Here is a 14,552-nt window from a genome sequence, read left to right as displayed (position 1 = left end):
ATTTCCTGGAGGAGAAGGCTCCTCAGTTCTTGTGGAATAGATTCCACTAATCGCACGACTTCATGTCGCACGTCTTCTACCATCTCTCCTACAAAACCGGGAAGAGCGATTTTCACCGCACACGGCTTCTGAGTGATGTAATCCTGATTATGGATACAGTACGATCGCATCATGAGATGATTTCTACCGCTTGATAGTTTTCCTTTTACCGCTTATAAAAACCTATCTAAACCTACCTATATGCAAATCAAAAAGGTATAAGTCTACGGTGTAACTTGTTTGTCGAAAATCGGTAACGCTTGCGCTTGCCTAATATCCGGTATTGCTACTCGACATTAAGCTTAACCACCGAACCCCAGTTAGAGACGCTGTAGTAATCGTGTCTACGATTAACTAGATCGCAACGACCAATAAATCTATTCAGTTGATGTAACGCGTTCCACACGTGCTTTCGAGGGTTCACCCCCAGATAGGCGGACTTGGAGCGCGGTAATCTTTCACTAAAATTCATGCCCCTTCTAGCGATTGCAATGGCCGCGGCAATGTCAGAGGACAAGCCATACATTCGAGCGTACTTAACCAGACCAATTAAGCTGGTATAAGCTGGATTTCGCTTAAACAAAGAGATACCACGATTAGATAAAATCGACTCTAGTAGATGATAGAAACGACTGTAAGCCCATTGTGATATAGCGGTTCTCAAGCGTGGTGAGGATAGCCCGGTTTGGCCGGTTTGGCCGGTTTGGCCGGTTTGGCCGGTTTGGCCGGTTTGGCCGGTTTGGCCGGTTTGGCCGGTTTGGCCGTCAAGTACCTCATCTTTCTGAGAAAGGGTATAGCATTCTGGCATATTTCTTGCCACGTTCTCTTAACTGGGTTTTCTTCGCAGTAAAATCTAGATTTTCGCCAACTATTGGACAGGCAAAACAAGATGCTAAAACTGCCAATTGACAGCAAGCATCGACAATTTGAGCATCCTGTTTTCCAGTAGATAAACCCTGGGAAAGAGGAATTGTGCCTGATGCTTGAAGATTACCTTCAGTATCGACATAAGCCCAACCAATAGAGCCTGGGTTCCTATCGATACCAATACAACCATATTGAATTGGTCGGCTGACCCTCTCGACAGGCGCAGGAGTGAATAGGAGGGCCACTACCCATCTATAATCTTTACGGTAGAAGTGCCAGGTTTTAGCTCCCACTTCTGGTAATCTGTTAATATTGCGGTCAAAGTTTCCAATCTTTGATTCAACATATTTACCATACTTTGATTCCCGAGAGTATGGAACTCGAAACTTGATAATGTCACCATCCCATTGACCAACTTGATTGACATAACTTTCATCCTTAGAACCAACGATGAATACTTCACTGCGAGAGACTTTAACTCTAACTCCCGCAGCTTTTAAACATTTAATCTGCTGTGCGAGTTTGTGAATATAACGTTGCTTGTAGTGAATAGTAAATTTAAGTTTATGCCAGTTAGTCTTCTTACTCTCTAGAGATATAGCCAACGGAAAAATACAGCCAATTTTAGAGTTTTGCCAGTTTTTATTGGCCTAAAATTTGCGAGCTAATTTAACTTTTTTCTCGGCTTTACTTACCCATTGCCTAGCTGACTTGAGTTGAGATTCTAGCTGCTTGAGCTGGCGGATTCTACATTCCTTTGCTGACGATACTTTCCCTTCAGAATGGGCAATAATACCACCAGCATGACGTTTACTTATTCCGTAGGCTTTTTGTAAGTGAGTATTCCATTTAGATTTATCAAACTTTCCTTCTAGACCAAGTAAATGATTAACTGTCTCTACTGTGGCACGATCTGATATCGCAGAATAATCAAATAGAAATAACTCGAAATCAGTTAAGCCAAGATGTGTCAATTCGTCAATTGGCGTGGGTAAACCTTTACAGTAAGCTAGGATAGTCATAGCTTCAGGGCTAGCTCCTTTAACTCATCGACTATCTTTCTATTTTTATGACTGCGACTACCATAAAGCCTTGCAGAAAAAACCGTAATAATTTCTAACACATCAGTCGCTAAATCTTCCTAGAAACTACTATCTTCGGTGCGGTTGATAATCACGACCTCCGTACCAAAATGTTCACACAGACTGAATATCTATTCACTACCAAATCTAAGTAGTCTATCTTTATGTGTGATAACTAATCTTTCTACTTTCGAGTCAACGATTAATCTAATTAAACGTTTTCAACCTTTTTTGTTGTAATTTAAGCCACTTCCTAGATCGTCAATAATCTCGAACTGCCAACCATTCTGGGCACAGAATAATTCTACTACTTGTTTCTGCCGAAGTAGATCTTCTTTTTGGTCGTGGCTTGAAACTCGGCAATATCCAATGGTGTAGGACAGTTCTGCTTTAATCCCTAGCAGAGTTGCCATATCGTACCGACGATGACCATTCTCAGTCCGCTCAGGCACTATTTTTCCTTCTGCCTCCCAACGTCTTAACGTTGAAACGCTTACTCCTTTTAGTTTTGCCGCTTCTGATCTACTTAACTTGCTCCAATACTAACTATAGCTCCGTGTAAATGAGTAGATTTAATGTGATTTAGCTAGATATCTGCGAACAGTCGTTAGCCCCTAGAGCCCACCATCAGATTTTTCTGTGGCATTAGGCTTTTAAAGGGTTACTTAGTCTTGATCTTTTACACCACCCGGCGCTGTCAGCAGATCTCTGCCATTACAGTAGAGCTTTAGCTTCTGCAACCATCCCTCACACTCACAGCTTACGGCTAGCAACCTACTTGTGTTATCAAGGGCTGTGAGAGCTTTACTTCGTTCCGATTACACATTGGTTGAACATGACAGCGTAATGCTTTCCACGCCCGTTTATGGGCAGTGCCGATCAGTCAATCCGATAATTGCTTATGCCCTATCCTTGCCTTTTGGCGGGCGTCTAACAGCCGTTTGACCATCTATCATAACGGTGGTTCAGACACATTTTTGCTTTCGCTACGCATAAGTTCTGGCTCGACAGCTACCCCATTCGGCTAAGAGTATTTCTGCCTTTTATCCCCGCTTTATCCTGTTAGTTGCTACCTAACAACATAGGGGATATGCTTTTACCGCTGCACCTGCTCCCTGGGACTTGACTTAATGTCTCACGAGCGAAATGTAATCAGTTATCACTGACTCCTCGGAGTCAGGCTAACCATCCCTGGATAGGAATACCTATCCATTTAGGCTAAACGAATCGCACACCGGACATGATATATAGCGGTTCGATCGCGTAGTGAGGTATGCCCACGGAGGCCACGGAGGCCACGGAGGCCACGGAGGCCACGGAGGCCACGGAGCCCAGTCGTACCTCATCTTTCTCAGAACCGCTATAAGTCTACTGTTGACCTTTTTCCCAAAAACCCAATCGTACCTCATATTCCCGATCGAGGCTATACAAACAATTTTATGAGAGTTGTGCGATCGGACATCATCAGAAATTACAACTCATTACCCATTAACAATTACCCATTACCAATTCCCCATTATCAATTTACATACTTAGCTGATGAGAGCGAAATCTGCTTGCGTAAAAACATCCGGCGCGGCTGGCCTAACAGCCAATAAGTCCAATGCCAATCCACTTGTTGCAAGCGATAGCCGGCCTGATAGTACAACTGTCGCGCCGCGTGATTATTTTCCAGAACGTGGAGGTAAATTTCCGAAAATCCCCATTCTCTGGCTGTCTCCTCGCAGTTGCTCAGCAATTGTTGAGCAACTCCCTGCCGCCGGTACTCCGGGTGAACTGCTAAATTTGACAAATAAGGATAGTCAGAATTCGGGATTTGCCAAGGGAACCGAGAACGCAGAGCCATTTCTATTGTTCCTGCGATACACTGAGTTTGGTGCGATCGATAATTCTGCGTTCCCTCCTCCCGCGAGACTATCTCAGCAACCAGACAAATGTAATGTTCTGCCTTAGAACGCAGTCGATTTTTTAAATCTTCGTAAATGCCCAAACGCAACACCGGATACACCCATTCTACAAACCCCTCGCGGGAGTGAAAGCTCATCGCCAAAATATCGGCCAGCTGCGTCAAGTCGTTCGACGCAGCTACCCGGATCGAAAAGCCTGAAAGTCCGGGAGTTTGTTGTTCGTGAGACGGTGAGGAAAAAAAGGAAGGATTCACAATTCCAGGTCACTATATTAATTTTTCTAAGCTGTTTATAAGCGGCCAATCTTAATTACTTCAATGATGTTTTACTGATGTTGAAATGTAACTTATTGACCGAGTTTATTTGCCCGATACAATCACATTTTTTGTGCTTTATTTGATGATTATCTGATGTATATTAGAGTATTTAAGCATTTTAGACTAAATTTATAATCGATGAAAAGCCATCCGCTGATACTAGATTTGTGGGTAGCGGGAAAAATCTTAAAAACCATCAAAAAGGTTTGAATTTCAGGTTCCCGGAACCCTACCGCTTTCTGCTTGCGGAAATACCCGATCGAATATAATTTATCCGTCCAGGGGTAATTGAAAAACTCCACGACCTCCCAGACTAATACCGGGCGCGCGATCGCACCTCGGATGTTGGCCACCTGCACCAGGGCGCTGCAACCAAGCTTTCAGCAGAGTAGGGCAATCAGCAAGCCCGTCCCCTCGCTTTCCTAGCCTTACCTGTGGCGCTAGGGGCTCGATCTTGTGCTGCCCTACTCTGCTGCGCGCGATCGACACCTTCAAAACTTCGATCGAGCCGATTGGCCGGTTTCCACAGAGTACATCCCTAGCTAAGATTAACAGATGGATGCTCAAGCTTGCGGTGTTTCGCCGCAGTAATTGGCTGGTCGAAGGTCTGCAGGAGGCACAAAAAATGCCGCGAGCGGCCGAAAAAGTGCAAGTCTAACTAAAATGGTACAGCAATTGCGTCACTCGCACATCTTCGCCTGTGTTGTCTGTGGGCCACCCCCGAATATCAGTCAGGGGCACAGGCGCCGGAGAGGAAAGCCGTATCCAGGGCGGAATGTTAAAGTTGCTGTCACCTGGGGTCCAAAAAAACTGGCGAAGATGTTGGTTGTCTATTGTATCCTGCTACAGGCAGTTTTCACATACCCAATCAAATAGGGAGAAGAGCAAAAATAGCACATAAAGAAAGGCAAATCAACTCACAATCAGGACGGTTATTCCTATGTATTATGAGATATCCAGACGGCAGTTAAAAGTGCCGAATTCGTGTTTCCTATTCTGCTGCAGGGAGGTGAGGGGTAAAGGACACTTCCCGTAAGAATAGTTTATGTGAATATCATTAAATAATAAAATTGGGGTGCACGACAGACAACGGTGGCGATCTAAAAATTAGGAAGTGAAAAATTAGACATCAAAAATCCAGGTTGATGTATGGTTCGGCACACTCACAACAACTTTAGATTCACTAATTATTGTGATACCAGTTTCCCAAAATAATGCAACTGTAGGCAAACTCCCAACCATGATAGTCATCTGTCATTCCCATCGAAAATCTCAAATATCAAATCGAAAAGGGTATGACTTCAGCAATTGAAACCGGCGAATTCTTCCTTTCACTAGACTTATTAAATCGAACTGCCCCGGGGCACAGGAGAACGGTGCATGAATTCCCAATCAAATCCTAAGCTAAAAATTCTGGTCGTCGATGACGAACCGGATAACCTCGACTTGCTTTATCGCACCTTCCATCGAGACTATAAAGTGCTCAGAGCCGAATCAGGCCCCGCCGCCCTCGAAATTTTGGCAAAAGAGGGAGAAGTTGCTGTGATTATTTCCGACCAGCGAATGCCAAAAATGAGCGGTACGGAGTTTCTCAGCCTGACGGCGGCTCAATACCCCGACGTGATCCGCATTATTTTAACTGGCTATACGGATGTTGAAGATTTAGTTGAAGCTATTAACGCTGGCAAAGTATTCAAATTCGTTACCAAGCCTTGGGATGCTGAAGAACTCACAGCTCTTGTCAGTCAAGCTGTTGATACTCACAATCTCCTGAAAGCGCGCACCAATGAACTGCGCAGGGCTCTCTCGCAAGAATCGCTGCTTTATGCCGTTACCAATACTATTCGATCGGCTCCCAATTACCAGCAAATGCTGCAAAGAATTGTGGAAACCGTGGGGCAGATGTTTGAGGTGAGTTGCTGTCTGCTGCGGCCCTTCCAAGACGGCCGGGTGGCTGATGAGTGGTTCGTTTACCAGAAGGCGGAAACTAAAGGGTTGCGGGGCGATGCTGAAGCCAGACGAGATGCTTCTAGCGGTGGACTTTCAGCGGATGTGCTGCCGGAGTTGGTTTGGGAAACTATAGATGTGGAGGTGATTCAAGATGCCGAAACTGACGATCGAGTTTTAAACTGGGACAATCAGCAGCGATTGCAGGCTTACCAAGCTGCGAATATTCGATCGAGCTTGATCGTACCGCTGTTTTATCAAATGGAATTGATGGCAGTCTTGGCGCTGCACCAGTTCGATCGACCGCGCCAGTGGGAAGACCACGAGGTACAGTTAGTAATTACGGTGGCCGACCAAGCGGCTTTGGCGCTTTCTCAAGCCCGGGCTTACGAACAGGTGCGGGCTCTGGCAAAACGCGAGACCTTAGTCAATACTATTACTACGGCAATTCGATCGAGCCTCGACCCCCAAAATATTTTTGCAGCGATTACTCAACAACTCGGCCAAGCTTTGCAAGTTGACGGCTGCGCCCTATCTCTGTGGACAGAAGATGATGAATACGTCCAGTGTGTGGGTCTCTACGACACAAATAGGGATACAGTGGCTGTCAAACAGGATTTTAACAATCCAGAGGTAGTTGCTAACCCTCCAGCCCCTGAGACTGATGCTGCGAACCCTCGCGCCTGGGTTTTTGCCCATCCTTCCCTGCCGCAGTCTTTGGTGCCGATTCGGGGCAATCCGGTGCTGCTGCAAGTTATGGTATCCAAAGAGCCGGTGGCGATTGAAGACCTCAACGAACGCCCCGATTTAAATGTTACAGAACTGCAAGTGCGATCGCCAGCCCGGGCACTGTTAGTCGTTCCTTTAATCTCCGAAGGCAAAATCATCGGTAGCATTTCCCTGCGCCAAAATCGCAGCACCCGCCGCTGGAACGTCTCAGACATTGACCTGGCTCAAATAGTGGCAACTCAAGCGGCTCTAGCCGTGCAGCAGTCGCGCCTCTACCAGACTACCAGACAGCAGGCAGAAAGACTTCTGGAAGCCGATCGGCTCAAAACCGAATTTTTCCAAAATATCTCCCACGAATTCCGCACCCCTCTCACCCTAACTATCGGCCCTCTGGAATCAGCTTGCGGCCGCAAAGAAGACTTACCCTACGAACAAGCGGTAATCGCCTTGCGCAATTCCCGCCGCCTCCTGCGCTTGGTAAATCAACTGCTGGACTTGCAGCGCCTCGATGCGGGACGGATGCAGCCGAGTTTTCGCCCGTGCGATTTAGTCGGTTTCTGTTACTCTACCGCAGAATCTTTCCGCGCCTACTGCGAGAAAAAAGGACTGCACTTAATTACCCAACTGCAAGACTGTCCTTTACTTTATTTGGATATTGAAAGATTTGACAAAGTTATTTACAACCTGCTATCAAATGCTGTGAAATTCACCCCAGAAGGCGGAACAATCACCCTGACAGTTGAACCAGCAGGCGCTCACTGCTTGTTGCAAGTAAAAGACACCGGCATCGGCATTCGCACCGAACAAATTCCCTATTTGTTCGAGCGCTTTCATCAAGCCGAAGGTTCTGCGAGCCGTTCCTACGAAGGCAGCGGTTTAGGTTTGGCACTTGTCAAAGAATTAGTCGAACTCCACGGCGGTCAAATTTCCGTCGATTCAGTTTACGGCGAAGGTACTACTTTTACCGTTTGGCTGCACTTCGGTTCGACTCATTTGCCCCCAGAACGGGTACTAGAAATCCCCGCCGAGTTTCACTCATCCAAAGCAGCGGTGGAACTGGCAGATGTGGAGGCTGATTTGTCGGAAGACGAGGCAGAAAATCATAACTTTGAGGCTCTGGAACCGATAAATTCCGAAACAGTAGCGGGTACGGTTTTGGTGGTTGATGACAATCCAGATTTGCGCTTTTATGTGTCAGAAATTCTGCGAAATTCGGGCTTTGCAGTTTTGCTTGCCCGCAACGGAGAAGAAGGATTTGCCGTGGCAAAAAACCGCCGTCCCGATCTAATTCTCACGGATTTGATGATGCCTGTAATCTCGGGTTTGGATTTGATTCGGATGCTTCGACAGGATGAAGAATTGCGGGGAACTCCGGCAATTTTGCTAACTGCTAAAGCCGACGCCGATACTCGGATTGAAGGGGTAGAACGGGGTGCTGATGCTTATTTGTCGAAGCCTTTTAACGATCGCGAATTGTTGGCAGAAGTGCGGAATTTAATCGCCCTCAAACAAAACGAGCGGCGAGTGCAGCAGTTGAACAGTTATTTAACTGAGTCGGTGCTGCGCCGATTTTTGCCGCCGTCGATGGTGAAAGCCGCAGCGGCTGGAGATTTGGCTTTGGATTTGCGCCCGGAACCGCGATTGATTACTATTTTGTTTAGCGATATTGTCGGTTTTACTCAAATGGCAAATACGTTGCGATCGCGCCGGGTAGCTGAGCTGTTGAATGAATATTTGGCGGCAATGACTAAGGCTATTTTTGACAGCGGCGGTACTGTGGATAAGTTTGTGGGAGATGCAGTAATGGCTTTGTTTGGCGCGCCGGAAGAACTAACGCCTAACGAGCAAGTACGCCGTGCTATAGCTGCTGCTGGCAAAATGCTGCGAACTCTGAAGCAACTTAACGAGCGCTGGTTGGAGCAGGGAATTGTGGGGGAAAATGGGGTGCCTCCGGTACGGTTTCGCTGCGGTATTCACCAGGGTACTGCGGTAGTGGGTATGTTTGGCGGCCCCGATCGATCGGATTATACTGCGATCGGGCCGAGCGTGAATATTGCTGCCCGTTTGCAAGAGGTGGCGGAACCAAACTCTGTGCTGATTTCGGCGGCGGTTGCAGATTATGTTGAGGAGGATCGAATTGTTAAATATAAGCCGCTGCAACTCAAGGGAATTGATGAAACAGTGTTGACTTTTATGCTGAATTGTGATTAGTCCTTAGTCCTTAGTCATTGGTCATTAGTCCTTAGTTGTTTATTTGGTATTATAGATAGCAGGTATTTGGTCGCTAAAAGTTGCGAATACTCTCCTGGTTGGTGAGCGAGGAAAGCTCTATATTGATACTTTGAGTATCACGAGTCTCGATCTATGAGTTGTGATTGGCGATCGCACCTCGTAGACTCATTGCAGTGTTTGGTATTTGGTGTCAGGGGCGAGATCCCTTTTTTGCTGGATCTCGCCCTACGGGATAGCTATGCTTCACGCTCTCCGTGCAAGCAGCGCCCTTTGAAATGGTGGAAATGGAGCGGATTGTCAGTGGAAACAGAGGTTGGGTGACACAAGCGTTAAGGGAATGTGTAAGATGGGCAACACATACGGACTACAAATCATCGATCGTCACTAAACCACCTTCGGTGAACTGAATAACAAGTTCTCGATCGTCTAGCAGACTGGTTCCGAGCAATGGTCGCCTTCCTGTAGCAATTACACGAACTTCCCGTTCTTCCCCATCCCAGATGACAACGGCTTCATGGACTGGCAGTAACACCTCGCTGTTGTCTGCCAAATTAGCCGGAAGATCGAATATAAAAGGTAGCCTTAATAATGAAACGGCTTCTGGAGGCAAGCAAAGGTCTCCTGTGAATCCTGTATCGATGACAAATTCGATCGGTAAAGTTGAGCCGTTGGGGAGTATAAATGTCAAAGTTACGGTGGCGTGTCTATCAGTTACAATACCCGAAATCATTTGTATACACGCTCCATGACTCCACCGAATGACACAGCTACATTGTATCCAATGCGGATGCCAAATAGACGAGCATTTGGATGTTTTGCGCTCAGTTTGCGGGCGGCTTTTAACCCAGTTCCATCTACTTCATAGTCTCCTGATTCAAAGTCGATGATGACCATCTTGCCGATGTTTTCGTCTATCTCGACTTGTTTGCGGATGCTGTTTTCGTACAATTGTCTTGCGCGCCGTGCCACTTCTGCGCGGCTTAAAAGGATGGTTTGCATAGTCTCACCTCGCGATCGCTACACTGATATTGTAACGCAGAGGGCGATCGGCCTTTTTTGCTGGGGATCTCGCCCTACCGGATAGCTATACTTCACGCTCTCCGTGCAAGCAGCGCCCTTTGAAATGGTGGAAATGGAGGGGATTGTCAGTGGAAACACAGGTTGGGTGACGCGAGGGTTAAGGGAATGTGTAGGAAAGGGATCTCGCAATTCCAAGATGTTCGCATTGATTATGACCACACCCGCTGAATGGGATAAGCATCAAAAGCCGAATCGCAACTAATTAAAACAAGAGAATGATTCATCGCCTGTGCTACCAGAATGCGATTGCGCTAAGCGCACGCTACGCTAACGAACGGATCTCGATGATTGAGAGGAAGACTTACATAAAACTCAGTGTCTTCAAATGTAATTGGTAGAATCTGAACGTTAAGGTATTGCAATTCCTTCGGCAAATCTTCAAATGGTCGATTCAGTTGAAGCTTACCGATATTTATTTTAATAGACATTTCCCAAAGGCTAGCAATACTAAAATACAAATCGGTTTTAGCATCAATCGCTTCTTTCGCTTTACTACCTAGATTGGAATCGCCAAGTAAATACCAAAGAAAGGCATGAGTATCTAAAAGGAATTTCATGTTACATATATTCCTTTAAATCTTCGAGTGGCTGGTCGAAATCATCTGACATAAATATCTGACCGACCCAACTGCCATAACCATGAAGTTCTTCAAGCTTTTCTTGAGATGATTCACTTTTTGCGTGTTTCTCAAGTAGATATTTTGCATAATGCAATATCTCTGTTTTTAGAGATTCTGGCATCTTGACGATAGTTTGAAAAATCTCTATGTCAATAGGCATAATTTCTGTCCTATGTTGGCGAGGTTATTTTCGCCAATTATACCATAATTACAGTCTAACAAAGGGGCGAGATCCCTTTTTTGCTGGGGCGATTGCATTAAAAAGACTGTGCAGTCTCTCTTCATTTCTCTACTGCGTAAACCTCAAAAGCTAACTCATGACGAAAAAAACAGACATTAAACTCCGCAAAAAAGTTGAGGTGTCCGAGGATTACGGGCGCGTCTGTCGATCGCAGGACAGGCAAATGCAAGTAAGATCGGCGAAAATTGAGCAACTGCACCCGAAATCACCAATCCTCGTGCCTCGCTGCTAGCCAAATTCCCGCTCAACTGAATAGGAACTGTTTGTTCTTCCCATATTGCCCCTGGTTGTATACCAATCTCATAGGGTAGGACGTTGACACTCGCGCCTGTATCCAATAATGCCATTACTTCTACAGAGTTGCTGCCATTAGAGAGTGTGATGGGCAAATATGGCAGAATGCTCGATCGACCGAGGGTATCAATTCGTTCTGTAAATGCAAATCTTTGACCATTAAGCATTGGCTGATTCCTGGGCGGCAATTAGAAGTCCTGATAATGCTTTCAGTCCTTCACTATCCGCCTGTGGAGACCAGATAGTGGCAGGGGTTGATGCTAATTGATTCAGGAGTAATTTTTTTGAATCACTATCTTCAGCAGACTCTAGACTGCATCCTTCTTCCTTGGCAACTGCAAGCAGGAGAAAGTGAATGAGTCGCAGTTTATCAAGATGAGATAGTTGGCTAACGGTGGGTAAAAGTTCGCTGAGAGGCATATCGTTTATTTAAGATTATACATCTAGTTTAGCTTCCTTTCCTCAGGTTATAAGGGCGAGATCCCTTTTTTGCTGGGGATCTCGCCCTACCGGATAGCTACACTTCACGCTCTCAGTGCAAGCAGCGCCCTTTGAAATGGTGGAAATGGAGCAGATTGTCAGTGGGAAAAGAGGCTGGGTGACACGAGCGTTAAGGGAATGTGTAGGATGGGCGATGCCTTCGGCCTGCTTCGCTTACGCCCGTCAGAGCGAGCTATAGGATAAAGTATTGACAAACTAGCTAACCTGTATAATATTGAAGCCTCATATTAAATCTAAAGCTGATTCAGGGATGATTTATCTGATTCAAGAGCGTGGGACTCAAGAGCAAATTGAAGAAATGCTAGAAATCCTGGGGAGTTATATTAAACTGGCAGTGGATATCGAACGGGGAATTCAAACCAGGTGGTGGAGAACTTCACGCCGATTGCGAAGCTTTGTTGTTGGAAAACGGGAGCAAGCAGGTAGATATCTGGGGAGCAGACTGGTATCCGCTGACGCAAGAAGTAGGTTATGAATCTCTAATCAATATCCGTCCGCGTCAGAACAATCGCTCAATGGAAATTCAAGACCAGGTTATTCGAGAACGGGTTGCTCAAATCGTTCAACAGTTATTAGGAGGATTATGAGAGATTGGAATGCTTTAAAATCACGCTATTTGCGAGACGAACTACCCATCCGTTTGGGGAATTTGGCATCTAATTTGGCACGAATTAAATCTCGATGTCAAAATTCAGCTAATGGCGAACTGGTTGAAGGTTTGCTGCAAGAAAGTAAGATATTTATTGAGTGGACGGCCAATGATGCAGAGGTAGAAATTGCCGCTGAGTTAGTTGAGTTACAAGTTCAGTTAGCTTGCTGGCAGTATTGTTGGGCAAGGATTTGGGAGGATGCGGAACAACGAATGACAGTGGCCCAAGAAACAAAGATTTGGTCGGAGAAAGTGCTGAATATGTCGGGTTTGTTGGCTGTTAAGTCGAATCCTGATTGCTGAGGCTCGGATATCAACTATAAAAAAAAATCAAGAAAAAAAATGACACAAATTACCACGACTGAATTACCCCAAACTCTCCAGACTCTATTTATAGAGGTCGAACGTACAAAAACTCCCCTCACCATCATCCATGAAGGAAAACCATTAGTGATTATCTATCCTGCCACTACCCAAACCTTACGCCCCGCGTTTGGTACAATGAAAGGGAGCGGTGAAATATTAGGAGATTTAATTGCTCCTGTCGCCGAAATGTGGGAGGTTTTAGAATGAAACTTTTACTCGATACCCACATTTGGCTTTGGTATTTGCTGGGTGACGAACGCTTGTCGCTCCAACTTCAAACGGCTATTTCCGATTCTAATACTGAACTTTGGCTGAGTCCAATTAGCATTTGGGAGACGCTCATCCTTGCAGAAAAAGGACGGATATCTTTACAGCCAGATCCGGTGACAGGGGTTAACTTAGCTTTAAAAACTTTGGAAACTCGTGAAGCCTCTATGAATCACGCCATTGCCATTTTAAGTCGCGAGATTGCATTACCCCATCAAGACCCCGGAGACCGATTTATTGCGGCCACAGTCATTTATTATGGGTTAATATTAGCCACTGTTGATGCCAACCTTACAGGTAATTCGGTGCTACAAACACTCAGTTAGGCAATATTCTATATTTCTGTGGGCGAGATCCCTTTTTTGCTGGGGCGCGCCCTACAGGATAGCTACGCTTCACGCCCTCTGTGCAAGCAGCGCCCTTTGAAATGGTGGAAAGGGAGCGGATTGTCAGCGGAAACAGAGGTTGGGTGACACGAGACTTAAGGGAATGTGTAGGAAAGGGATCTCGCTCTTTATTTTTATAGGGCGCTCGACAGGCAAAAATGACCAGGGATCTCGCGAAGCGTACCGCAGGTGTATTGCTCTTTTGGTGGATAGTTAAGTTAAACTGGTGATATAATAAATCAAGTAATTAATAAGACTGCAATGGCTAAACTTCAGATTGAAAACCTGCCTGATGAATTGTACAGTCGCATTCAATGTCTCGCCTCTGAAAAAAATTTGACTCTTAATGAAGCAGTCATTCGTCTATTGAAGCGATCGTTTGAGTCTGATAAAGTAACGCTCGATCGGGCGCAAGAGAACCAACCAATGTCAGCAATACTACAAAGGATTCGCAGTCGTCTTAGAGTTAATCCAAGCGATTTTGGCTTAATGGATAGTACGATTTTGATTGCAGAGGATCGCAACAGATGACTGTTCCGTTACGATGTGTAATCGATACAAATATTTGTATCAAGCTGTTTATCGCCGATCCGCTGACTCCCAAAGTTAATCAACTATTCGATCTTCTTGACGATCCAGATGTTAAGTTTTTCGTACCCGATCTGTTTTATATTGAGTGTGCTAATGTTCTTTGGAAATATGTTCGAGCCAACCTTTACACCGCAGAACTTGTTCAGGCAGATCTAAGTGACTTGAAAGCTTTACGATTTCAAGTTACTTCAACGAAGGATCTAATAAGTGAAGCCGTTCAAATTGGTTTGGACTATGGGATTACAGCTTATGATGGCTGTTATGTGGCACTTGCAGAGCAAGTTACAGCACCGTTGCTAACACTGGATGAACGCTTAGTGAATTCCTTGACAAATAGTAAGTTTGATGTGCAACTGTTTACAAATTTCACACTGCCGACTCGATCGACATAATCTTGACTGAGAGATTGATGTTTTTAGATAATGGAAAATAGGCGA

At 45.5% G+C, this 14,552-nt stretch carries 18 protein-coding genes and 1 pseudogene; 8 read left to right on the top strand and 11 right to left on the bottom strand.

The genetic code is table 11. The annotated features are described in order from the left end of the window. Positions 1 to 812 precede the first annotated feature (812 nt). The 5 genes and pseudogenes from QUB64_RS28785 to QUB64_RS28765 form a co-directional block, all read right to left on the bottom strand. Entirely contained in the window at positions 813 to 1,511 is a 699-nt protein-coding gene (locus QUB64_RS28785) for a hypothetical protein (RefSeq protein ID WP_333277250.1), read from the bottom strand. Between the two features lie 45 nt (positions 1,512 to 1,556). Then, on the bottom strand, positions 1,557 to 1,928 hold the full coding sequence (locus QUB64_RS28780) for a hypothetical protein (protein ID WP_333277248.1): 372 nt from the start codon (positions 1,926 to 1,928) through the stop codon (positions 1,557 to 1,559). After that, positions 1,925 to 2,518 (bottom strand): annotated as a pseudogene (locus QUB64_RS28775) (IS607 family transposase); the annotation flags it as partial. The gene QUB64_RS28780 and the pseudogene QUB64_RS28775, both read right to left, overlap by 4 nt. A gap of 989 nt (positions 2,519 to 3,507) precedes the next feature. Continuing rightward, positions 3,508 to 4,149: a GNAT family N-acetyltransferase gene (locus tag QUB64_RS28770; RefSeq protein ID WP_333277246.1), complete on the bottom strand. Its 642-nt coding sequence runs from the start codon at positions 4,147 to 4,149 to the stop codon at positions 3,508 to 3,510. A gap of 333 nt (positions 4,150 to 4,482) precedes the next feature. Further along, positions 4,483 to 4,779, bottom strand: coding sequence for a hypothetical protein (locus QUB64_RS28765; RefSeq protein WP_333277244.1), 297 nt, complete (start codon positions 4,777 to 4,779; stop codon positions 4,483 to 4,485). An 813-nt stretch (positions 4,780 to 5,592) separates the two neighbouring features. Between QUB64_RS28765 and QUB64_RS28760 the strand changes: the two genes are divergently transcribed. Next, positions 5,593 to 9,099: a response regulator gene (locus tag QUB64_RS28760; RefSeq protein ID WP_333277242.1), complete on the top strand. Its 3,507-nt coding sequence runs from the start codon at positions 5,593 to 5,595 to the stop codon at positions 9,097 to 9,099. Between the two features lie 385 nt (positions 9,100 to 9,484). Here QUB64_RS28760 and QUB64_RS28755 read toward each other — a convergent pair whose 3' ends face one another. The 6 genes from QUB64_RS28755 to QUB64_RS28730 form a co-directional block, all read right to left on the bottom strand. Beyond that, on the bottom strand, positions 9,485 to 9,850 hold the full coding sequence (locus tag QUB64_RS28755; protein ID WP_265239678.1) for a clan AA aspartic protease: 366 nt from the start codon (positions 9,848 to 9,850) through the stop codon (positions 9,485 to 9,487). Continuing rightward, positions 9,847 to 10,119 (bottom strand): hypothetical protein, encoded by a 273-nt coding sequence (locus QUB64_RS28750; RefSeq protein ID WP_333277239.1) that lies wholly within the window; start codon positions 10,117 to 10,119, stop codon positions 9,847 to 9,849. Before QUB64_RS28750 ends, QUB64_RS28755 begins: the two co-directional genes overlap by 4 nt. Positions 10,120 to 10,451: 332 nt before the next feature. After that, positions 10,452 to 10,757 carry a type II toxin-antitoxin system VapC family toxin gene (locus tag QUB64_RS28745; protein ID WP_333277237.1) on the bottom strand — a complete coding sequence of 102 codons (306 nt, stop codon included), beginning with the start codon at positions 10,755 to 10,757 and terminating at the stop codon, positions 10,452 to 10,454. A 1-nt stretch (position 10,758) separates the two neighbouring features. Beyond that, on the bottom strand, positions 10,759 to 10,980 hold the full coding sequence (gene vapB, locus QUB64_RS28740; protein ID WP_333277235.1) for a type II toxin-antitoxin system VapB family antitoxin: 222 nt from the start codon (positions 10,978 to 10,980) through the stop codon (positions 10,759 to 10,761). Between the two features lie 176 nt (positions 10,981 to 11,156). Further along, positions 11,157 to 11,522, bottom strand: coding sequence for a hypothetical protein (locus QUB64_RS28735; protein ID WP_333277233.1), 366 nt, complete (start codon positions 11,520 to 11,522; stop codon positions 11,157 to 11,159). Then, a complete protein-coding gene (locus QUB64_RS28730; protein ID WP_333277231.1) occupies positions 11,515 to 11,775 on the bottom strand; it encodes a hypothetical protein in 261 nt (86 codons plus the stop codon). The genes QUB64_RS28735 and QUB64_RS28730 overlap by 8 nt, the downstream gene beginning before the upstream one ends. 331 nt (positions 11,776 to 12,106) lie before the next feature. Here QUB64_RS28730 and QUB64_RS33105 point away from each other — a divergent pair, with 331 nt between their 5' ends. From QUB64_RS33105 to QUB64_RS28700, 7 genes are all read left to right on the top strand, one after another. Then, positions 12,107 to 12,331, top strand: a complete 225-nt coding sequence (locus tag QUB64_RS33105; RefSeq protein ID WP_369124826.1) for a DUF5674 family protein — start codon at positions 12,107 to 12,109, stop codon at positions 12,329 to 12,331. After that, a complete protein-coding gene (locus tag QUB64_RS28725; protein ID WP_333277229.1) occupies positions 12,258 to 12,443 on the top strand; it encodes a DUF5674 family protein in 186 nt (61 codons plus the stop codon). The genes QUB64_RS33105 and QUB64_RS28725 overlap by 74 nt, the downstream gene beginning before the upstream one ends. Further along, on the top strand, positions 12,440 to 12,808 hold the full coding sequence (locus tag QUB64_RS28720; RefSeq protein ID WP_333277227.1) for a hypothetical protein: 369 nt from the start codon (positions 12,440 to 12,442) through the stop codon (positions 12,806 to 12,808). The genes QUB64_RS28725 and QUB64_RS28720 overlap by 4 nt, the downstream gene beginning before the upstream one ends. Before the next feature lie 39 nt (positions 12,809 to 12,847). Further along, a complete protein-coding gene (locus tag QUB64_RS28715; protein WP_333277225.1) occupies positions 12,848 to 13,078 on the top strand; it encodes a type II toxin-antitoxin system Phd/YefM family antitoxin in 231 nt (76 codons plus the stop codon). Continuing rightward, a complete protein-coding gene (locus QUB64_RS28710; protein WP_333277223.1) occupies positions 13,075 to 13,464 on the top strand; it encodes a type II toxin-antitoxin system VapC family toxin in 390 nt (129 codons plus the stop codon). The genes QUB64_RS28715 and QUB64_RS28710 overlap by 4 nt, the downstream gene beginning before the upstream one ends. A 321-nt stretch (positions 13,465 to 13,785) precedes the next feature. Then, complete coding sequence (locus QUB64_RS28705) at positions 13,786 to 14,055, top strand: hypothetical protein (protein WP_333277221.1); 270 nt, start codon at positions 13,786 to 13,788, stop codon at positions 14,053 to 14,055. Next, positions 14,052 to 14,507 carry a type II toxin-antitoxin system VapC family toxin gene (locus QUB64_RS28700; RefSeq protein ID WP_333277219.1) on the top strand — a complete coding sequence of 152 codons (456 nt, stop codon included), beginning with the start codon at positions 14,052 to 14,054 and terminating at the stop codon, positions 14,505 to 14,507. The genes QUB64_RS28705 and QUB64_RS28700 overlap by 4 nt, the downstream gene beginning before the upstream one ends. Positions 14,508 to 14,552 lie beyond the last annotated feature (45 nt).

The organism is Microcoleus sp. Aus8_D2, from assembly GCF_036702665.1.
Classification (GTDB): domain Bacteria; phylum Cyanobacteriota; class Cyanobacteriia; order Cyanobacteriales; family Microcoleaceae; genus Microcoleus.
This window is presented reverse-complemented; position numbering and strand designations above follow the sequence as displayed.